Source organism: Citrobacter sp. Cpo032, assembly GCF_030332975.1.
GTDB classification, from domain to species: Bacteria; Pseudomonadota; Gammaproteobacteria; order Enterobacterales; family Enterobacteriaceae; genus Citrobacter; species Citrobacter portucalensis.
In genome coordinates, this window is sequence record NZ_JAOWGU010000044.1 from 176605 (window position 1) to 195744 (window position 19140).

A 19140-nucleotide genomic window follows, 5' to 3' on the forward strand; every position below is an offset into this window, starting at 1 on the left:
CGAATAATGAGCGATTATGCGCGAAATCAAACAATCCATTTTTTTTATGTGGCTAAATGATAAAAAACGAACTGTGAGGAAAAACAATGAAAACTCGCGACTCGCAAACAAGTGACGTGATTATCATTGGTGGAGGAGCAACAGGTGCAGGGATCGCACGTGACTGTGCGCTGCGCGGGTTGCGCGTCATCTTAGTGGAACGCCACGATATCGCCACAGGTGCGACCGGGCGCAACCACGGTCTGCTGCACAGCGGTGCACGCTACGCCGTCACCGACGCTGAATCTGCCCGTGAGTGCATCAGCGAAAACCAAATTCTGAAACGTATCGCCCGTCATTGCGTTGAGCCAACGGACGGTCTGTTTATTACTCTGCCGGAGGATGAGCTGTCCTTCCAGGCCACCTTTATTCGCGCATGTGAAGAGGCAGGGATTCGCGCAGAAGCGATTGACCCTCAGCAGGCACGTATTATCGAACCTTCTGTGAATCCACAGCTGATTGGTGCAGTAAAAGTACCAGACGGCACGGTCGATCCTTTCCGCTTAACAGCAGCTAACATGCTGGATGCGCGTGAGAATGGCGCGGTTATCTTAACGGCGCATGAAGTGACGGGACTGATCCGCAAAGGCGCAACGGTTTGCGGCGTTAACGTGCGCAATCATCTGACAGGCGAAATGCAGTCCCTGCATGCACCGGTTGTCGTCAACGCCGCTGGGATCTGGGGTCAACGCATTGCGGAATATGCCGATCTGAGCATCCGTATGTTCCCGGCCAAAGGTTCGTTGCTGATTATGGATCATCGCATTAACCAGCATGTCATTAACCGCTGCCGTAAGCCTTCTGACGCCGATATTCTGGTGCCTGGCGATACCATTTCACTGATCGGTACCACCTCACAGCACATTGATTACGACGATATCGACAGCAACCGCGTCACCGCAGAAGAGGTCGATATTCTGCTGCGTGAAGGCGAGAAGCTGGCGCCGATTATGGCGAAAACGCGCATTTTACGCGCCTACTCCGGCGTACGCCCGCTGGTGGCCAGCGACGACGACCCAAGCGGTCGTAACGTCAGCCGTGGGATTGTACTGTTCGATCACGCTGAACGTGACGGACTGGAAGGGTTTATCACCATTACCGGCGGCAAACTGATGACCTACCGCCTGATGGCGGAATGGGCCACCGATGCCGTTTGCCGTAAGCTGGGCAATACCCAGCCTTGCACAACGGCAGACACCGCGCTGCCTGGCTCACAGGAATCTACCGAGCATACGCTTAAACGCGTGATCTCATTGCCCGCGCCACTACGCGGCTCGGCGGTCTACCGTCACGGCGATCGCACCCCTGCGTGGCTTAGCGAAGGCCGTCAGCACCGCAGCCTGGTCTGCGAATGCGAAGCAGTCACCGCAGGCGAAGTGCAATACGCCGTCGAGAATTTAACCGTCAACAGCCTGCTCGATTTGCGTCGCCGTACCCGTGTTGGAATGGGGACCTGCCAGGGCGAATTGTGTGCCTGCCGCGCCGCAGGTTTGCTGCAACGTTTTAATGTCACTACCGCAGCGCAGTCCATTACCCAGCTTTCCGATTTCCTCAACGAACGCTGGAAAGGCGTGCAGCCTATCGCCTGGGGAGATGCGCTGCGCGAAAGCGAATTCACGCGCTGGGTTTATCAAGGGTTGTGTGGTCTGGAAAAGGAGCACCAGGATGAAATTTGATACCGTCATTATCGGCGGCGGCCTCGCCGGACTGCTATGTGGCCTGCAACTGCAAAAAAGCGGACTGCGCTGCACGATTGTTACCCGCGGCCAAAGCGCCCTGCATTTTTCCTCCGGCTCACTGGATTTGCTCAGCAGCTTACCCGATGGTCAACCGGTGACGGATATAGAAGCGGGTTTGAATGCGCTGCGCACTCAGGCACCCGCACATCCGTATAGCACCATCGGAACGCAGAACGTTCTGGAACTGGCCCAGCAGGCGCAAAATTTGCTGGAAGAATGCGGAACACATTTGCAGGGCAAAGTGCATCAGGCGCATCAACGTGTTACCCCGCTGGGCACCCTGCGCTCAACCTGGTTAAGTTCCCCGGAAGTGCCGGTCTGGCCTCTGTCCGCACAGCGTATCTGCGTTGTAGGGATTAGCGGGTTACTGGATTTTCAGGCGCATCTCGCCGCGGCGTCATTACGCCAACGCAATCTCAGCGTCGAGACAGCAGAAATCGAGCTACCGGAGCTGGATGTCCTGCGTGATAACCCAACCGAGTTTCGCGCCGTTAATATTGCGCGCCTGCTGGATAACGAAGATAAATGGTCGCTGCTCTATGACGCATTGCTGCCAATGGCAAAAACCTGCGACATGATAATCATGCCGGCATGCTTTGGTCTGGCAGATGAGCGGCTCTGGCAGTGGCTTAACGAGCGCCTCCCCTGCTCTCTGACACTGTTACCGACCCTACCACCTTCGGTACTGGGCATGCGTTTGCACAACAAATTACAGCGCCAGTTTGTGCGCCAGGGCGGTGTGTGGATGCCGGGTGATGAAGTGAAAAAAATCACCTGTCAGGATGGCGTGGTCAGCGAAATCTGGACCCGAAATCATGCCGATATCCCCTTGCGGCCACGTTTCGCCGTGCTCGCCAGCGGCAGTTTCTTCAGCAGCGGGCTGGTCGCCACGCGTGAGGCAATCTACGAACCAATCCTGGGACTGGATGTACAGCAAACAGCTACCCGCGCCGAGTGGTATCAGCGTGATGTTTTCGATCCACAACCGTGGCAACAGTTTGGCGTGACTACCGATTCCGCATTACGCCCATCACTGGCGGGAAAAACGATAGAAAACATGTATGCCATTGGTTCCGTCCTCGGCGGATTCGACCCTATCGCCCAGGGTTGCGGAGGCGGCGTGTGCGCAGTTAGCGCCTTACATGCCGCGCATCATATTGCGAAACGTGCAGGAGGACAGCAATGAGCGACACACGTTTTGAAAGTTGTATCAAATGTACGGTGTGCACCACCGCCTGCCCGGTAAGCCGCGTCAATCCGAGCTACCCGGGTCCTAAGCAGGCCGGCCCGGACGGTGAACGTCTGCGCCTGAAAGATGGCGCGCTATATGACGACGCGCTGAAATACTGCATCAACTGTAAACGCTGCGAAGTGGCCTGTCCGTCAGACGTGAAAATCGGCGATATTATCCAGCGCGCGCGCGCCAAATACGACACGACGCGCCCATCGTTGCGTAACTTTGTCTTAAGCCATACCGATTTAATGGGTAGCGTATCCACCCCCTTCGCCCCAATAGTGAATACCGCCACCTCTTTAAAACCGGTGCGTCAACTGCTGGATTACGCGCTAAAAATCGATCATCGCCGTACGCTGCCGAAGTACTCCTTTGGCACCTTCCGCCGCTGGTATCGCAGCGTTGCCGCACAGCAGGCGCAGTATCAGGATCAGGTCGCCTTTTTCCACGGCTGTTTTGTGAATTACAACCATCCCCAGCTCGGCAAAGACCTGATCAAGGTGTTGAATGCGATGGGTACTGGCGTGCAACTGCTGAGTAAAGAGAAATGCTGCGGCGTGCCGCTGATTGCCAACGGTTTTACCGATAAAGCGCGTAAGCAGGCAGTAAGCAACGTGGCCTCACTCAGAGAGGCGATTGATGGCAAAGGCATTCCGGTGATCGCCACCTCATCAACCTGTACCTTTGCGCTACGTGATGAATATCCGGAAGTGCTGGATGTCGACAACTCAGGCCTGCGTGAACACATTGAACTGGCAACCCGCTGGCTATGGCGCAAGCTGGATGAAGGTAAAACGCTGCCGCTGAAAACGCTGCCGCTGAAGGTGGTCTATCACACGCCATGTCACATGGAGAAAATGGGCTGGACGCTCTATACGCTGGAGCTACTGCGACAAATTCCAGGGCTGGAGCTGACGGTGCTGGATTCTCAGTGTTGCGGGATTGCCGGGACTTACGGCTTTAAAAAGGAAAACTATCCGACGTCACAGTCTATTGGCGCACCGTTATTCCGCCAAATTGAAGAAAGCGGCGCTGATATCGTCGTCACCGACTGCGAAACCTGTAAATGGCAGATTGAGATGTCTACAAGCAAAAGCTGCGAACATCCTATCACCCTGCTTGCCAAAGCGTTGGGTTAACTCTGTTGCCCGGTAGCATTTGCTACCGGGCATTTTTGCGTAGTCCGTTCCGCTTAATTGAATACGTTGCAGTCGGACGTATTTATCTCTGATTCACCCACGCAAAGAACACATTTCCCGCATGCAGCGCATATTAAAAGTGGATACCGTCACGCCATCTTCTCTTTCTGGTGACGGACTACCATGGCTAAATCCACTACATCTATACCGCATGATGCCGTTTTTAAAAAGATAATGTCTTACCCTGAGATGGCTCGGGATTTTCTGGATATACACCTTCCCATCGCATTACGTGAGATATGTGATTTACAAACGCTGAAGCTGGAGTCCACCAGTTTTATCGAGCAGGATCTCCGCGCATACTACTCCGACGTAGTGTGGTCACTAAAAACCCGCGAAGGTCAGGGCTATATTTATTGTGTTATTGAACATCAGAGTACCGCGGTACCGCATATGGCATTTCGCCTGATGCGTTATGCCACCGCGGCGATGCAGCATCATCTTGATGCCGGGAATAAAACGCTGCCGCTGGTGATCCCCATGTTGTTTTATCACGGTCAACAAAGTCCCTATCCCTGGTCGCTCAACTGGCTGGATGAATTTGAAAATCCGCAACTGGCACGACAACTGTATTCAGAGGCTTTTCCGCTGGTCGACATTACCGTAATACCTGACGATGAAATCGCGCAGCATCGCGGGGTTGCGCTGCTTGAGTTGATGCAAAAACATATCCGCGATCGTGATTTAATGGGGTTAGTGGACCGCCTGGTCTCGCTATTAATTACAAGCACTGCTAATGACAGCCAGCTACAAACGCTATTTAATTACCTGATACGGTACGGCGACGTTTCTCGCGTCAGTGAGTTTATCCGCGAAGTTGCCGAACGATCCCCCCATCACAAGGAGAAGCTGATGACAATTGCAGAGAGGCTCAGGCAGGAAGGCCACCAAAATGGACTGCAAGAAGGGATACAGCAAGGGTTAGAACAAGGGGTGCAAAAAGGTACGCAAGAAGAAGCCTTACGTATCGCTCACATAATGCTGGAACAAGGTATTGATCGTGATTTAGTTCAGTTAATTACCGGGCTATTGCCTGGCGATACCACCGCATGAGCCAGATTGGGAAGGCATTTAGCCTTCCCAATCTGTGATTAAATCGTCAACGACTCAACCACTTCGATCCAGCCGTGTTCGCTAGCGATTTCCAGATTGTTAAGCCAGCGGCGCAGCATATTTAGCGCCATCATCGCGCACACTTCCTGACGAATCGCCAGACTGTAGCGATTTGCATTCAGCCGTACGCGCAAGGCGTGTGTCCCATCAGCCGTGGCCAGCGCAAAGTTAATATGTTCGTTTTCGAAAGCCGATATAGCGAGTGCTAATCCAGCATAATGCTTGCTGCGTCGCTCGGTTATCCAATGCGCCGTTTGCGCCAGCGTTTCTTCCTGGGGCGGAACCACTTCACTCGCCAATAACGGAGCATTCGCACGAGAAAGCTGCAATGCCACCAGACCACCGGTGAATTGTTCGCTCAGCGTCAGGCTGAATTGCCGTTCTTGCAACGTGCGGGCGATTTGCGCGGGTAAGCCTTCCGTACCTTCAAAAATCATATTCTGCCCGGCAACCCGCTTAACTTCTGGCCACAGCGCCAGCATCGCTTCCCGTTGGGAATCCGGCCCGGTCAGCTTCAGCTCAATAATCGGCATTGAGGAGCGGTAGCCCATTGTCACTCCCGGTGGCAACGGGAGCGGATCCAGGCTCTGCGCCAGGTCGCTTTCAGAACGGCCAAAGGTGGTTAATCGCAGGCATAACGGGGGCTGAGCCAAAGAGAAACGCTCACGCAAACGAGGCAGGATCTCATGCTCCACCATGACTTTGAATTCTGACGGTACACCCGGTGTAAAGAACATCAGGCAGCGGTTAAGCTTCAGGGCGAACCCACACGCGGTACCCACCGGATTATTGATAAACTCAGCGCTGGCCGGAAGTTCAGCCTGTTTGCGGTTGCTCGGCGCCATCACGCGGCCACGATCGCGGAAATATCGCTCCATCTCGGCCAGCCATGCTTCATGCAGCACCAGCCCTTCGCCTTTTGCCGTTGCCGCTGCCAGCGCGCTCAAATCATCGCTGGTAGGTCCTAGACCGCCATTAACGATCAGTACATCGGCGTGCTCGCTACGCTCACGCAAAACGGCGACCAAATCGTTAAGATTGTCACCTACCGTGTTGCGGCGTGTTAGCGGTAAACCCTGATTAAAGAAAAAATCGGCCAGCCAGGCGGCATTGGTGTCGACGATTTGTCCGTGCAACACTTCATCCCCTGTGGATAGCATCTCCACGTTTAACATCGTGTTCTCCTGCTTTTATGATGAAAACACTATAACGCATGGAGGGGGGAAGGCGCGACTGAACGCCGCGCCAGAAATGTTAGAAGCTAGCGTTAACCCCAACGTACGGGCCATCAGCAATCGCGTTATCACGGTTGCCGTCTTTGCCTGCCAGGTTCAGGTAACGATAACCGGCTTCGATGCTCAGCGGACGCATAATGGTCAGACGCGCACCGGCATTCGCTTCTTCATAGCTGTCGATACCGCTGGAAAGTGAATCAGGAGAGTAATAATACTCACCAAACAGACGGAAGCTATCGCCAATTGGCCATTGTAAACCACCACCGACAGCAGCAGCATAGCCTTCATCGCCATCGTTTGGATTAGTATAAACACCTTTACCACCAACGGTCGCCATCAGCGGCCCCAGTGGGATATTCAAACCTAAACCCAGCCCGGCAACATCACCGTCGTCATCGTTATGCATCCAGTTACCGCTGACGGCCAGACCAGTACTCTCAGTGCCCATACCGAATCCCAGGTTGGTGTAGTCTTCGCCAGCCTGGCCGCTGATGCTAATCGCGCTCGCCGACGCGGAAACAAACAGCATTCCGGCAAAACCCAACATTAAACTTTTTTTCATTTTCTATCCTTTCCAGCAAGAATCAAAACATAGCCCCAAAACCGATGAATTGTACTGTCAGATGGCGAGGAATCAATGAGCTAAAAAAGCGATGCAATGACATATTGTAACTAAATACTACTCACAAGATTTATTTAAGGTTAAATTCTTGTGCCAATTACACCGTTGGACGTCCCAGAACGTCATTTTCAACAAACATCCTGTTTTCCCTGCCAAAGCGCTCTTGATCACCGATGAAACATTTTTTCTGCCGCCAGCAAAAGGTAAGATGCGTGCATGACGGAATTTTCTCTACCTCCCCAACAAGGACTCGACTGATGCGCCAAAGAACGATTGTTTGCCCATTAATTCAAAACGATGGCTGTTATTTACTCTGCAAAATGGCTGATGACCGCGGTGTGTTTCCCGGTCAGTGGGCGCTTTCTGGCGGCGGTGTTGAACCGGGTGAACGTATTGAAGAAGCTCTGCGCCGTGAAGTGAGGGAAGAGCTGGGCGAGCAACTGGTGTTATCAGAAATTACCCCCTGGACCTTCAGTGATGATATTCGCACTAAAACCTATGCTGATGGCAGTCAGGAAGAGATTTACATGATTTATCTTATCTTCGATTGTGTCGCGGCGAATCGTGAAGTGAAGATTAACGAAGAGTTCCAGGCATTCGCCTGGGTTAAACCGGAAGATCTCAGTGCCTACGATTTAAATATCGCCACGCGTAAAACGTTAACCTTAAAAGGGTTACTGTAGGTTATCATTTTAATAACGGCATATAATTAACATTCTGAATAGCGGCATTGCACTCTTCAACTTATAGCAAACAGCAATGTCGCAAAAACCTAAAAAAACACTTAATTTCATTAAGATAAACAAAAAAACACCTCTATTTAGCTATCGTTCCCAAACCTTAAACTCTTAAGGATAAATTAACCTTCAGTCATTAACCTTTGTAGCCTGATGAAATAATTAACGACGCCCCTGTTTATCACTAAAAATAAAACTTCGGTGGCGTTAAATGGCTTGAAGGAATAATGATGTCTGACTTTTTGCCTTTCTCTCGCCCGGCCATGGGCGCTGAAGAACTTGCCGCAGTGAAGGCGGTTCTGGACTCTGGATGGATAACCACCGGCCCGAAAAATCAACAGTTGGAAGAGGCTTTTTGCCAGCTCACGGGGAATAAGCATGCCGTCGCCGTTTGCTCCGCCACTGCAGGAATGCACATTACGCTGATGGCGCTGGGCATTGGTGCGGGCGACGAGGTCATTACGCCGTCGATGACGTGGGTTTCTACCCTCAACATGATTGTTTTGCTGGGGGCGACGCCAGTGATGATCGATGTCGACCGCGATACGCTTATGGTGACACCTGAGCAAATTGAAGCTGCTATTACCCCACGAACCAAAGCCATTGTTCCAGTACATTATGCTGGCGCCCCCGCCGACCTCGACGCAATTTATGCCATTGGCGAGCGTTATGGAATCCCGGTAATAGAAGACGCAGCCCATGCCGTAGGGACATTGTATAAGGGCCGTCATGTCGGTGCTCGCGGCACGGCAATCTTCTCGTTTCACGCTATTAAAAATATCACCTGTGCGGAAGGTGGACTGATCGTTACCGACGACAGCCAGCTTGCTCAGCGGCTTCGCAGTCTGAAGTTTCACGGTCTGGGCGTTGATGCTTTTGATCGACAAACCTATGGTCGGGCACCGCAGGCCGAAGTGCTTGCACCTGGATACAAATACAACCTGACGGATATCAATGCCGCTATTGCGCTGGTACAGCTCAATAAGCTGGAGCAACTGAACTCACGCCGGGCGCAAATTGCCCAGCACTATCAAAAAGCGCTGGCTGATACGTCATTTCAACCGCTGGGCCTACCGCAGTGGTCGCACGTTCATGCCTGGCATCTGTTCATCATTCGCGTTGACGAAGCGCGCTGTGGCCTGAGCAGTGATGCGCTGATGGAAGCGCTAAAGGCCAAAGATATCGGCACCGGCCTGCATTTTCGTGCAGCCCATACGCAAAAATATTATCGCGAACGCTTCACTACCCTTTCGCTCCCAAATACAGAATGGAATAGCGCACGCATCTGTTCGCTGCCGTTATTCCCCGACATGACCGACGATGACACTCAGCGGGTCATTACGGCGCTTCGCGAGATAGCAGGACAATGAGCATGTTTGAAGCCACACCGATTAAAAAAGTCTCGGTTGTTATTCCCGTTTTTAATGAACAGGAAAGCCTGCCAGAGTTAATCAGACGCACCAGCGACGCCTGCGAGAAATTGGGCAAAGACTATGAAATTCTGCTAATCGACGACGGCAGCAGCGACCGTTCCGCTCAGTTGATGATGGGCGCCTCTCAGGCACCGAACAGCCATATTGTCTCTATTTTACTGAATCGTAATTACGGACAGCACTCGGCGATTATGGCCGGTTTCAGCCATGTCACCGGAGACTTGATCATCACGCTGGATGCTGATTTGCAAAACCCGCCGGAGGAGATCCCACGGTTGGTCGCCACTGCAGATGAGGGTTTCGATGTGGTAGGCACGGTACGCCAGAACCGTCAGGATAGCGTATTTCGTAAGACCGCCTCACGAATGATCAACCATCTGATCCAACGAACCACCGGTAAAGCAATGGGCGACTACGGCTGCATGCTACGCGCCTATCGCCGTCACATCGTCGATGCCATGCTGCATTGCCAGGAGCGCAGCACCTTTATCCCTATTCTGGCCAACATTTTTGCCCGTCGCGCCACGGAGATCCCGGTACATCATGCAGAGCGTGAATTTGGTGACTCCAAATACAGCTTCATGCGTCTGATCAACCTGATGTATGACCTGGTGACTTGCCTTACCACAACACCGCTTCGCATGTTGAGCCTGCTGGGCAGCGTGATCGCTGCCACGGGCTTTACCTTATCAGTCCTGCTTGTTGTTCTGCGCCTGACGCTCGGCCCACAGTGGGCAGCAGAAGGGGTATTCATGCTGTTTGCCGTCCTGTTTACCTTTATCGGCGCACAGTTTATTGGCATGGGTTTACTCGGCGAATATATCGGCCGCATCTATAACGATGTCCGCGCCCGCCCCCGCTATTTTGTTCAACACGTTATCCGCCCACAAACTACGCAGTCAACCGAGGAAAACCGCGCATGAAAGCCGTCGTATTTGCCTATCACGATATGGGATGTCAGGGTGTCCAGGCCTTGATGGATGCAGGTTATGAAATCGCTGCCATTTTTACGCACACCGACAACCCGGGTGAAAAAGCGTTTTTTGGATCTGTTTCCCGCCTCGCGGCCAGCGCCGGTATTCCGGTTTACGCCCCAGACGAGGTTAATCATCCCCTGTGGATTGAGCGCATTAGCCAACTGGCACCCGATGTTATCTTCTCGTTCTACTATCGCCATTTACTGAGTGATGAGATCCTCAGTCTTGCCCCTAAGGGTGCATTTAATCTGCACGGCTCGCTGCTGCCGAAATACCGTGGTCGCGCACCGCTGAACTGGGTATTGGTCAATGGTGAAACCGAAACCGGCGTCACGCTTCACCGCATGGTTAAACGCGCGGATGCTGGTGCCATAGTTGCCCAGCAGCGTGTCGCTATTTCACCGGATGATGTGGCGTTAACGCTGCACCATAAGCTGTGCCAGGCTGCGCGTCACCTGCTGGAAGAGGCGCTGCCCGCGATTAAAACGGGAGATTATGCAGAACTCTCCCAACAGGAAGCAGAGGCGACCTGTTTTGGTCGCCGCACACCGGAAGATAGCTTCCTCGACTGGAACAAGCCTACTGCGGAATTACATAACCAGGTCCGTGCCGTCAGCGATCCATGGCCGGGTGCATTTAGCTATGTCGGCACGCAAAAGTTCACCGTCTGGTCATCGCGCGTTTGCGCAAACGACATTGCGGCCCAGCCGGGCACCGTCATCTCCGTGTCTCCTTTACTGATCGCCTGTGTCGATGGCGCACTGGAGATTATTACCGGACAAGCTGGCGATGGTATTGCAATGCAGGGTTCACAACTGGCGCAAGTTCTGGGTCTGGTGCCAGGTTCTCGCCTGAACAGCCAGTCAGTGACCACCAGCAAACGCCGTACTCGCGTACTGATCCTCGGCGTTAACGGCTTCATTGGTAACCATCTAACCGAGCGCCTGCTGCAAGAAGATAATTACGAAGTGTATGGACTCGATATTGGCAGCGACGCCATTGGGCGTTTCCTGCAACATCCGCGATTCCATTTCGTCGAAGGTGATATCAGCATTCACTCCGAATGGATTGAATATCATGTGAAAAAATGCGACGTTGTGCTGCCGCTGGTGGCGATCGCAACGCCTATCGAATATACCCGTAACCCGCTGCGCGTATTTGAGCTCGATTTTGAAGAGAACCTGAAAATCATTCGTTACTGCGTGAAATACCGCAAGCGCATCATTTTCCCGTCAACCTCCGAAGTCTACGGCATGTGTACCGACAAAGTCTTTGATGAAGACAGTTCGAATCTGATCGTCGGTCCGGTCAATAAACCACGCTGGATCTACTCCGTATCCAAGCAGTTGCTGGACCGTGTTATCTGGGCATACGGCGAAAAAGAGGGATTGCGCTTCACCCTGTTCCGCCCGTTTAACTGGATGGGACCGCGTCTGGACAGCCTTAACGCCGCGCGTATCGGCAGCTCACGCGCCATTACACAGCTGATCCTCAACCTCGTGGAAGGTTCACCGATTAAGCTGATTGAAGGCGGTAAGCAAAAACGCTGCTTTACCGACATTCGCGATGGTATCGAAGCTCTGTACCGCATCATTGAAAACGAAGGCGGCCGCTGTGACGGTGAGATTATCAACATCGGTAATCCACAGAACGAAGCAAGTATTCAGGAACTGGCAGAAATGCTGCTTTCCTGCTTTGAAAAACATCCGTTGCGTAACCACTTCCCGCCGTTTGCCGGTTTCCGTGACGTCGAAAGCAGCACCTACTACGGTAAAGGTTATCAAGACGTTGAGCATCGTAAGCCTAACATTCGCAATGCAAAACGCTGCCTGAACTGGGAACCGACCATTGAGATGCAGGAAACAGTAGAAGAGACGCTGGACTTCTTCTTACGCAGTGTGGATATCACGGAACACACATCATGACCAAAGTAGGCTTGCGCATTGATGTCGATACATTCAGGGGGACGCGCGAAGGCGTGCCCCGCCTGCTGGAGACATTAAACCGACATAACGTTCGGGCAAGTTTTTTCTTTAGCGTTGGGCCTGACAACATGGGACGCCATCTCTGGCGTCTGGTGAAGCCACAATTTCTGTGGAAGATGCTGCGTTCAAACGCAGCATCACTCTACGGATGGGATATTTTATTGGCGGGAACCGCATGGCCGGGAAAAGAGATTGGCCAGGCCAACGCGGCAATCATTGCACAAACCGCCCAGATTCATGAAACCGGTTTGCATGCCTGGGATCATCACGCCTGGCAAGCGCGAAGCGGAAACTGGAATGACAAACAGCTGATTGATGATATTTCACAAGGTATCACCACACTTGAAGCCATCATCGGTCAGCCAGTCACCTGCTCTGCCGTTGCCGGATGGCGTGCCGACAACCGTGTCGTCCACGCCAAAGAAGCATTCCATCTGCGCTATAACAGTGACTGTCGGGGAACGTCGTTATTTCGTCCGGTGCTGGAATCCGGGAAAACGGGGACGCCACAAATTCCCGTCACCCTACCAACATGGGATGAAGTGGTTGGTCAGGAGGTCCAGGCGGTGGACTTCAACTCCTATATTCTCTCCCACATCCAGATGAGCAGAGGAACACCGGTGTACACCATTCATGCGGAAGTTGAAGGCATCGCCTTTCATCAGAACTTTGACGAGCTGCTTACTCGCGCCGCGGACATGGGGATGACATTCTGCCCGCTTGGCGAGCTGTTACCTGACGACATCAGTACGCTGCCGTTAGGACAGATCGTACGTGGAAAAATACCCGGCAGAGAGGGATGGCTCGGCTGCCAACAACCGGTGAGTGTGACACCATGAAACCTGCTGCCCGCTACACTCTGGCATTTATCGCTTTAATCGCACTGTATTTTATTTTACCTATCAACAGCCGTATGCTCTGGCAGCCTGATGAAACGCGCTATGCTGAAATCAGCCGGGAAATGCTCAACTCTGGTGACTGGATCGTTCCACACTTTTTAGGGCTGCGTTATTTTGAAAAACCAATTGCCGGATACTGGTTGAACAGCATCGGACAATGGCTGTTTGGCGCAAACAATTTTGGTGTCAGAGCGGGGGCTATTTTTGCCACTTTGTTGACCGCATTACTGGTAGCCTGGCTTGCCATGCGACTGTGGCATGATAAGCGTACCGCCGTACTCTCCTCCGCTATCTTTTTAACGTTTTTTTCGGTTTACAGCATCGGCACCTACGCGGTACTTGATCCCATCATAGCGCTTTGGCTGATGGCGGGCATGTGCTGTTTTTGGGAAGGCATGCAGGCCACCACCAGAACACGCAAAATCATCGCTTTTTTGTTGCTTGGGCTGACCTGCGGTATAGGTGTAATGACCAAAGGTTTTCTGGCACTCGCCGTCCCTGTGCTTAGCGTATTACCATGGGTTTTTGCCCAAAAGCGTTGGAAAGACCTCATTCTCTACGGTCTGCTGGCGGTGATCGGCTGCATCGCGATCGTACTACCGTGGGGTATAGCGATTGCACAACGCGAGCCGGATTTCTGGCATTACTTCTTCTGGGTTGAACATATTCAGCGCTTTGCGCAGGATGATGCCCAGCATAAGGCTCCTATCTGGTACTACATCCCGATATTTGTGGCAGGCACATTACCGTGGCTCGGTCTGCTACCCGGCGCGCTGCGTACGGGCTGGCGTGAGCGGGATGTTCCGCGCAGTGCTCTGTACCTGTTAAGCTGGATTATTATGCCAATTCTGTTTTTCAGCATCGCGAAAGGAAAACTGCCGACCTATATTCTTTCCTGCTTCGCGCCACTGGCGATATTAACGGCGCGCTTCGGCCTGCAGGCTGCGGAAAAAGACTCAGCATCCCTGCGCATCAATGGCTGGATCAACGTGCTATTTGGTGTCGTAGGCATCGTCGCTACGTTTATTGTTTCCACGCTGGGACCATTGAAGACGCCGGTCTGGTCGCATATCGAAACGTATAAGGTTTTTTGTGCCTGGGGCATCTTTATCATCTGGACGATTTTTGGCTGGTATACGCTAAATAACCGCGAGAAGAACTGGAAATTCGCAGCACTATGCCCATTAGGGCTGGCGCTGTTATTTGGCTTCTCCATTCCTGACCGGGTGATGGAATCTAAACAGCCGCAGTTTTTTGTCGAGATGACCAAAGAATCGCTGGAGCCGAGCCGTTATATTCTCACCGACAGCGTTGGCGTCGCTGCGGGACTGGCCTGGAGCCTGAAGCGCGACGACATCATGATGTACGGACAAACGGGCGAGTTAAAATACGGCCTCAACTACCCGGATGCTCAAGGCCGCTTTGTCAGTCGGGAGAATTTTGCCGACTGGTTAGCGCAACATCGACAGCAAGGAAACATTACGCTCGTGCTCTCGATTGATAAGAATGAAGATATTAATCAGCTTGCCATCCCTCCCGCTGACTACATTGATAATCAGGGGCGTCTGGTCCTGATTCAGTATCGGCCCAAATGATCTGGATAGCCTTAGTCCTCGCCAGCCTGCTCAGCGTCTGCGGCCAGCTATGCCAGAAGCAGGCGACCCGACCGGTGTCTGTTCGTGCACGAAAACGCTACATTACGCAATGGATTGGGCTTGCTCTGGCAAGCCTCGGTCTGGCCATGCTGCTATGGCTGGCGGTTTTACAAAACATTCCTGTCGGTATTGCCTATCCCATGCTGAGCCTTAACTTTGTCTGGGTTACTCTCGCGGCATGGAAAATCTGGCGCGAACCCGTCACAACCCGCCACTGGCTGGGCGTTGGGCTAATCATTACCGGCATATTTATTCTTGGGAGCGCAGTGTAATGGGCATATTTTGGGGATTATGTAGCGTTATTATCACCTCTGCTGCCCAGTTGAGCCTTGGCTTTGCGATGGATAATCTGCCGCCAATGCTGCAGCCGCTGGCGTTCATCTCCGCCGTATTCTCTGTCAGTATTGGTGCGTTTGCTTTATATGCCGGGCTGGCAGGGTATTTGCTGTCGGTTATTTGCTGGCATAAAGCCCTACACCAACTCGCGCTGAGCAAAGCCTATGCCCTACTCAGCCTGAGCTATGTGCTGGTGTGGGTTGCCTCAATGATCCTGCCCGGCTGGCAGGGAACATTTTCAGTGAAAGCGCTGGCAGGGGTACTGTGCATCATGGCAGGGTTAATGACGATTTTTCTGCCTTCACGCAAACACCTGTCCTGAGATTATTTATCTTTAGACAGTTGTAACAGACGTTCCCATTCATCACAAATGTACTGTCTGGCATCAATGATCTTAATCACCCGAGATGTATCGCGGTTAATACAATACTGAGCATCCTTCAGCGGCGAAAGAAGATCGCCGGGCTTAATCCGCTCAGATGATTGCGCCTGGGCAAGCATCTTGAGCGAACCACCGCTATCGCAAAGTACGATATAGAGTCTCCCTGCTTTTTTGTGACAGCAGGTCTTCTTCACATGCCATTCCATAGCGCACCTATTGTTAATAAATTTCACAATAGGTTACACATTAGCTCATAAACAAAAGGACAATAGCTGCGGAATGACAGAAATGAGAAATGTAATTAATGTTTTCTTAATGCTAACGATGAAGCGCTTACCCAATCCGACAACGCACGACGCGAGATTTTAATCCCTCCGGCTTTGAGTTCGGGCGGCAATGTCAGCCAACATACCGGTTGTTGAAAGCGGGCCAGCTTATCGTTTACCCACTCAGCCAGATTAGTTTCTCCAGCATTAGCGTCATACTCAATGACCGCCACCGGGCGATGGCCAAACTCTTTGTCTTCAATTGGTATAATAAAGGCCTGCAGAACATGCGGATGCGCTGCAATCACGCGTTCCACTTCTTCCGGCTGTATACCTTCCCCGCCGCTAAAAAACAGATTATCCATACGACCGACAATCGTTAACTTGCCGTCCTTTAGCACGCCGCGATCGCGGGTTGCAAACCAGCCTTCCGCGTTCACTAAAGGAATAAGCTGTCCGTTACGCCAGTAACCTTGCGCCATGCTGGCAGCCCGTAACCAGACTTCATCATCAACGATTCTGACTTCTCTGCCTACCAGAGGGGAACCCACATCTGCCAGACCATCCGCCTCTTTCGCACAGACCGTAGAAGCGAATTCCGTCAGTCCATAACCGCACCAGCAGCGAATCCCCTGCTCGTGCGCCTGCTCCGTCAACTCAACAGGAATAGCCGCGCCGCCCAGCAGCACCGCTTTGAGCGTGACCGGCGTTTTATTGACCAACAAGCGCCACAACTGTGTAGGGACCAACGAGGCATGGGTGCAGCCGACCAGCATTTGCTCCAGCGGCTGCTTGTCGCGCACGGTCATTCGCGCCCCGGCAAACAACCAGCGCCACAAAATCCCCTGGCCGGAAACATGAAACAGCGGCAGCGAGAGCAGCCAGTCATCCTCAGCACCAAACGGCATTAATGACAGTACGCCCTGCGCGCTTGCCAGATGCGCCTGACAGGTATGAACAGCCGCTTTTGGCAATCCGGTAGAACCTGAAGTTAACGTCATCGTGCTCAAACGTTCAGGCAACCACGCGGCGGCGCGATCGCCTGGTAACGACCGCATCTGCAACGGGCTGAGTTCCGGAAGTGCGATAGCGGCCTCCAGATCCAGCGCAAAACGTAGCGTTAAGTCCGGGATCAGCGCATCAAGCAGCGGCTGAGGCAACTGTGGGTTCACAGGTAAAACCCGCGCCCCACATTGCAGCAGCGCGAGCCAGGCCAGCAAAGCGCGCGGATGATTCCAGGCGCGAAGCAGAACACCATCGCCCTCTTCCACGCCCTGAGCGGCAAAACCGCAGGCCAGATGATCTACACGTGTGCAGAGATCGCTCCAGCTTAGTACCTCATCGTTGAGGCGTAAGGCTGGCGCCTTCGCACGAACCTGTCGCCAGTGACGCCACGGCCAGTCACTGAACTGCACCAGGCCCGATAAGCTCACGCTATCGGGCATTTCCTGCTGGGTCATAGCAGACGTTCCAGCGCATCAACGTCGATACACGGCAACGTGCTACCCGGCCAGGTGCGAACCTGCTGGCACTGCATCAGACTCAGGGTATCCAGACCCGGAATGGTCTGCGGCGTTAACCAGGCGGCAATTCTCGCCAACTGGGTTAAGCCCAGACTCGACTCAATTGACGAACTAATAACGGCAGTAAGACCAAGCGCATGCGCCGCAGCCACCTGTTCACGGACTTTATCGAGACTGCCGGTCAGCGTAGGTTTGATAACCACAGCTTTGACGCCTTCTTCGGCTTCGAAGGTGAAATCCGCTTCACGCAGACTTTCATCCCAGGCGATGGCAATGCCGGTTTCCCGCGCGAAGGCACGGGAGTCATCGCGGGTTTTGCACGGTTCTTCGAGGAAGGCAATGCGTCCGCGATATTCCGGATTAACGTATTTCGCGAACTGCTGTGCTTTCAACGGCGTCCAGGCCCGGTTGGCGTCAAGTCGCAAATGCAGCTCCGGGATCGCCTCAAGCAGCAGATTGGCTACCATGCCGTCGCGGACCGCTTCATACAGACCGACCTTGATCTTCGCCACTTTTTCGCCCGGCATATCCGCCAGTTGTAGCACCAGATCGTCAGGATCGCCGGTACACAGCGGCGCAGCACGATAGTCCGCGTCCTGCGGCAATACGCCAGCCAGTTCGGCCAGCGCACAGCTTACGCCAAAGGCGACCGAAGGCAGTTGCGGTAAGGAGTCATCCCCTTGCAACCAGCCTTTCACCCAGGCCAGCAGCTCGGTTTGCGCCTCTTCCCAGCTTTCCTGACTAAAGCCCGGCAGCGGGGAGATCTCTCCCCACCCTTCGCGCTCGCCGTCACGAAGACAAACGTACAGCCCGTCACGCGTTTTTAACCGCCTGTCGCGCAGAATCACCCCCGCGTCCATGGGGATCTGCCAGCGGTATACCTGCGCGCTACGCATTACGGATTCCGTTTGAATTTGCTGAAATCAGGCTGACGTTTTTGGTTAAAGGCGTTACGGCCTTCCTGACCTTCTTCCGTCATGTAGAACAGCATAGTGGCGTTACCTGCCAGCTCCTGCAGACCAGCCTGACCATCACAGTCGGCGTTCAGTGCGGCTTTCAGGCAGCGCAGCGCCATTGGGCTGTTTTGCAGCATTTCACGGCACCAGCGTACGGTCTCTTTTTCCAGATCCGCCAGCGGAACCACGGTGTTGACCAGACCCATATCCAGCGCCTGTTTCGCATCGTACTGACGGCACAGGAACCAGATTTCACGCGCTTTTTTCTGACCGACGATGCGCGCCATGTAGGAAGCGCCCCAACCGCCGTCGAAAGAACCGACTTTCGGGCCGGTCTGACCAAAGATGGCGTTTTCAGCCGCAATGGTCAGGTCACACATCATGTGCAGCACATGGCCACCGCCAATGGAGAAACCTGCAACCATCGCTACTACCGGTTTCGGACAGGTACGAATCTGGCGCTGGAAGTCCAGTACGTTCAGGTGATGCACACCGGAGTCATCCTGGTATCCGCCGTAGTCACCACGCACTTTCTGATCGCCGCCTGCGCAGAACGCTTTGTCGCCAGCACCGGTCAGAATAATTACGCCGATGTTGTCATCATAGCGGGCATCCGCCAGCGCCTGGATCATCTCTTTCACGGTGACCGGACGGAAGGCATTGCGTACCTGTGGACGATTAATGGTGATTTTTGCGATACCGTCGGTGGATTTCTCGTAAAGAATGTCGGTATAGCCTTCAGAGCAATCGTGCCATTCTACCGGTGCGTAAAGCATTGTTTCATCAGGATAGATCATAAAATGTCCTATA

18 protein-coding genes are annotated in these 19140 nt (G+C 53.2%); 12 read left to right on the plus strand and 6 right to left on the minus strand.

Features of this window, described 5'->3' with window-relative positions:
• Positions 1-86: 86 nt before the first annotated feature.
• The 4 genes from glpA (at position 87) to OGY33_RS12005 (ending at position 5264) form a co-directional block, all read left to right on the plus strand.
• On the plus strand, positions 87-1715 hold the full coding sequence (gene glpA, locus OGY33_RS11990; RefSeq protein ID WP_149607662.1) for an anaerobic glycerol-3-phosphate dehydrogenase subunit A: 1629 nt from the start codon (positions 87-89) through the stop codon (positions 1713-1715).
• Positions 1705-2964 carry a glycerol-3-phosphate dehydrogenase subunit GlpB gene (gene glpB, locus OGY33_RS11995; RefSeq protein ID WP_103014185.1) on the plus strand — a complete coding sequence of 420 codons (1260 nt, stop codon included), beginning with the start codon at positions 1705-1707 and terminating at the stop codon, positions 2962-2964. Before glpA ends, glpB begins: the two co-directional genes overlap by 11 nt.
• Entirely contained in the window at positions 2961-4151 is a 1191-nt protein-coding gene (gene glpC, locus OGY33_RS12000) for an anaerobic glycerol-3-phosphate dehydrogenase subunit GlpC (protein WP_048224697.1), read from the plus strand. Before glpB ends, glpC begins: the two co-directional genes overlap by 4 nt.
• Before the next feature lie 183 nt (positions 4152-4334).
• Positions 4335-5264, plus strand: a complete 930-nt coding sequence (locus tag OGY33_RS12005; protein WP_048215873.1) for an Rpn family recombination-promoting nuclease/putative transposase — start codon at positions 4335-4337, stop codon at positions 5262-5264.
• A gap of 38 nt (positions 5265-5302) precedes the next feature.
• On the opposite strand, the gene OGY33_RS12010 is transcribed toward OGY33_RS12005, so the two are convergent.
• Together OGY33_RS12010 and OGY33_RS12015 are read right to left on the minus strand one after the other, a co-directional pair.
• Positions 5303-6499 carry a nicotinamide mononucleotide deamidase-related protein YfaY gene (locus OGY33_RS12010; RefSeq protein ID WP_149607663.1) on the minus strand — a complete coding sequence of 399 codons (1197 nt, stop codon included), beginning with the start codon at positions 6497-6499 and terminating at the stop codon, positions 5303-5305.
• Positions 6500-6578: 79 nt separating this feature from the next.
• Positions 6579-7121 carry a YfaZ family outer membrane protein gene (locus tag OGY33_RS12015; RefSeq protein ID WP_048215871.1) on the minus strand — a complete coding sequence of 181 codons (543 nt, stop codon included), beginning with the start codon at positions 7119-7121 and terminating at the stop codon, positions 6579-6581.
• 317 nt (positions 7122-7438) lie between these two features.
• Here OGY33_RS12015 and nudI point away from each other — a divergent pair, with 317 nt between their 5' ends.
• The 8 genes from nudI to arnF all read left to right on the plus strand — a co-directional run bounded on the left by nudI (position 7439) and on the right by arnF (position 15525).
• Positions 7439-7864 carry a nucleoside triphosphatase NudI gene (gene nudI, locus OGY33_RS12020; RefSeq protein WP_048215870.1) on the plus strand — a complete coding sequence of 142 codons (426 nt, stop codon included), beginning with the start codon at positions 7439-7441 and terminating at the stop codon, positions 7862-7864.
• 284 nt (positions 7865-8148) lie between these two features.
• Complete coding sequence (gene arnB, locus OGY33_RS12025; protein WP_286571708.1) at positions 8149-9288, plus strand: UDP-4-amino-4-deoxy-L-arabinose aminotransferase; 1140 nt, start codon at positions 8149-8151, stop codon at positions 9286-9288.
• A 2-nt stretch (positions 9289-9290) separates the two neighbouring features.
• A complete protein-coding gene (gene arnC, locus OGY33_RS12030) occupies positions 9291-10274 on the plus strand; it encodes an undecaprenyl-phosphate 4-deoxy-4-formamido-L-arabinose transferase (protein ID WP_191238274.1) in 984 nt (327 codons plus the stop codon).
• The gene (gene arnA, locus OGY33_RS12035; protein ID WP_191238273.1) at positions 10271-12253 is read left to right on the plus strand and encodes a bifunctional UDP-4-amino-4-deoxy-L-arabinose formyltransferase/UDP-glucuronic acid oxidase ArnA; all 1983 of its coding nucleotides are present in this window, start codon (positions 10271-10273) and stop codon (positions 12251-12253) included. The genes arnC and arnA overlap by 4 nt, the downstream gene beginning before the upstream one ends.
• Positions 12250-13152 (plus strand): 4-deoxy-4-formamido-L-arabinose-phosphoundecaprenol deformylase, encoded by a 903-nt coding sequence (gene arnD, locus OGY33_RS12040; protein ID WP_079934568.1) that lies wholly within the window; start codon positions 12250-12252, stop codon positions 13150-13152. Before arnA ends, arnD begins: the two co-directional genes overlap by 4 nt.
• Positions 13149-14807, plus strand: coding sequence for a lipid IV(A) 4-amino-4-deoxy-L-arabinosyltransferase (gene arnT, locus OGY33_RS12045; protein WP_191239010.1), 1659 nt, complete (start codon positions 13149-13151; stop codon positions 14805-14807). Before arnD ends, arnT begins: the two co-directional genes overlap by 4 nt.
• Complete coding sequence (gene arnE / locus OGY33_RS12050) at positions 14804-15139, plus strand: 4-amino-4-deoxy-L-arabinose-phosphoundecaprenol flippase subunit ArnE (protein ID WP_003834709.1); 336 nt, start codon at positions 14804-14806, stop codon at positions 15137-15139. The genes arnT and arnE overlap by 4 nt, the downstream gene beginning before the upstream one ends.
• Positions 15139-15525, plus strand: a complete 387-nt coding sequence (gene arnF, locus OGY33_RS12055) for a 4-amino-4-deoxy-L-arabinose-phosphoundecaprenol flippase subunit ArnF (RefSeq protein WP_149607665.1) — start codon at positions 15139-15141, stop codon at positions 15523-15525. The genes arnE and arnF overlap by 1 nt, the downstream gene beginning before the upstream one ends.
• Before the next feature lie 2 nt (positions 15526-15527).
• Here arnF and pmrD read toward each other — a convergent pair whose 3' ends face one another.
• The 4 genes from pmrD to menB all read right to left on the minus strand — a co-directional run bounded on the left by pmrD (position 15528) and on the right by menB (position 19127).
• Positions 15528-15791 carry a signal transduction protein PmrD gene (gene pmrD, locus OGY33_RS12060; RefSeq protein WP_149607666.1) on the minus strand — a complete coding sequence of 88 codons (264 nt, stop codon included), beginning with the start codon at positions 15789-15791 and terminating at the stop codon, positions 15528-15530.
• A gap of 95 nt (positions 15792-15886) precedes the next feature.
• A complete protein-coding gene (gene menE / locus OGY33_RS12065) occupies positions 15887-17311 on the minus strand; it encodes an o-succinylbenzoate--CoA ligase (protein WP_149607667.1) in 1425 nt (474 codons plus the stop codon).
• Entirely contained in the window at positions 17308-18270 is a 963-nt protein-coding gene (menC, locus tag OGY33_RS12070; RefSeq protein ID WP_048215863.1) for an o-succinylbenzoate synthase, read from the minus strand. The genes menE and menC overlap by 4 nt, the downstream gene beginning before the upstream one ends.
• Positions 18270-19127, minus strand: coding sequence for a 1,4-dihydroxy-2-naphthoyl-CoA synthase (menB, locus tag OGY33_RS12075; protein WP_003027671.1), 858 nt, complete (start codon positions 19125-19127; stop codon positions 18270-18272). Before menB ends, menC begins: the two co-directional genes overlap by 1 nt.
• Positions 19128-19140: the final 13 nt, after the last annotated feature.

Bases quoted from the DNA above. Each gene is read 5' to 3' on its own strand.
- arnB (WP_286571708.1), top strand. From the start codon at position 8,149: ATGTCTGACTTTTTGCCTTTCTCTCGCCCGGCCATGGGCGCTGAAGAA.
- menB (WP_003027671.1), bottom strand. From the start codon at position 19,127: ATGATCTATCCTGATGAAACAATGCTTTACGCACCGGTAGAATGGCAC.
- OGY33_RS12015 (WP_048215871.1), bottom strand. From the start codon at position 7,121: ATGAAAAAAAGTTTAATGTTGGGTTTTGCCGGAATGCTGTTTGTTTCC.
- arnT (WP_191239010.1), top strand. From the start codon at position 13,149: ATGAAACCTGCTGCCCGCTACACTCTGGCATTTATCGCTTTAATCGCA.
- arnE (WP_003834709.1), top strand. From the start codon at position 14,804: ATGATCTGGATAGCCTTAGTCCTCGCCAGCCTGCTCAGCGTCTGCGGC.
- OGY33_RS12005 (WP_048215873.1), top strand. From the start codon at position 4,335: ATGGCTAAATCCACTACATCTATACCGCATGATGCCGTTTTTAAAAAG.
- arnA (WP_191238273.1), top strand. From the start codon at position 10,271: ATGAAAGCCGTCGTATTTGCCTATCACGATATGGGATGTCAGGGTGTC.
- glpB (WP_103014185.1), top strand. From the start codon at position 1,705: ATGAAATTTGATACCGTCATTATCGGCGGCGGCCTCGCCGGACTGCTA.
- menC (WP_048215863.1), bottom strand. From the start codon at position 18,270: ATGCGTAGCGCGCAGGTATACCGCTGGCAGATCCCCATGGACGCGGGG.
- glpA (WP_149607662.1), top strand. From the start codon at position 87: ATGAAAACTCGCGACTCGCAAACAAGTGACGTGATTATCATTGGTGGA.
- nudI (WP_048215870.1), top strand. From the start codon at position 7,439: ATGCGCCAAAGAACGATTGTTTGCCCATTAATTCAAAACGATGGCTGT.
- pmrD (WP_149607666.1), bottom strand. From the start codon at position 15,791: ATGGAATGGCATGTGAAGAAGACCTGCTGTCACAAAAAAGCAGGGAGA.
- arnF (WP_149607665.1), top strand. From the start codon at position 15,139: ATGGGCATATTTTGGGGATTATGTAGCGTTATTATCACCTCTGCTGCC.
- menE (WP_149607667.1), bottom strand. From the start codon at position 17,311: ATGACCCAGCAGGAAATGCCCGATAGCGTGAGCTTATCGGGCCTGGTG.
- glpC (WP_048224697.1), top strand. From the start codon at position 2,961: ATGAGCGACACACGTTTTGAAAGTTGTATCAAATGTACGGTGTGCACC.
- arnC (WP_191238274.1), top strand. From the start codon at position 9,291: ATGTTTGAAGCCACACCGATTAAAAAAGTCTCGGTTGTTATTCCCGTT.
- OGY33_RS12010 (WP_149607663.1), bottom strand. From the start codon at position 6,499: ATGTTAAACGTGGAGATGCTATCCACAGGGGATGAAGTGTTGCACGGA.
- arnD (WP_079934568.1), top strand. From the start codon at position 12,250: ATGACCAAAGTAGGCTTGCGCATTGATGTCGATACATTCAGGGGGACG.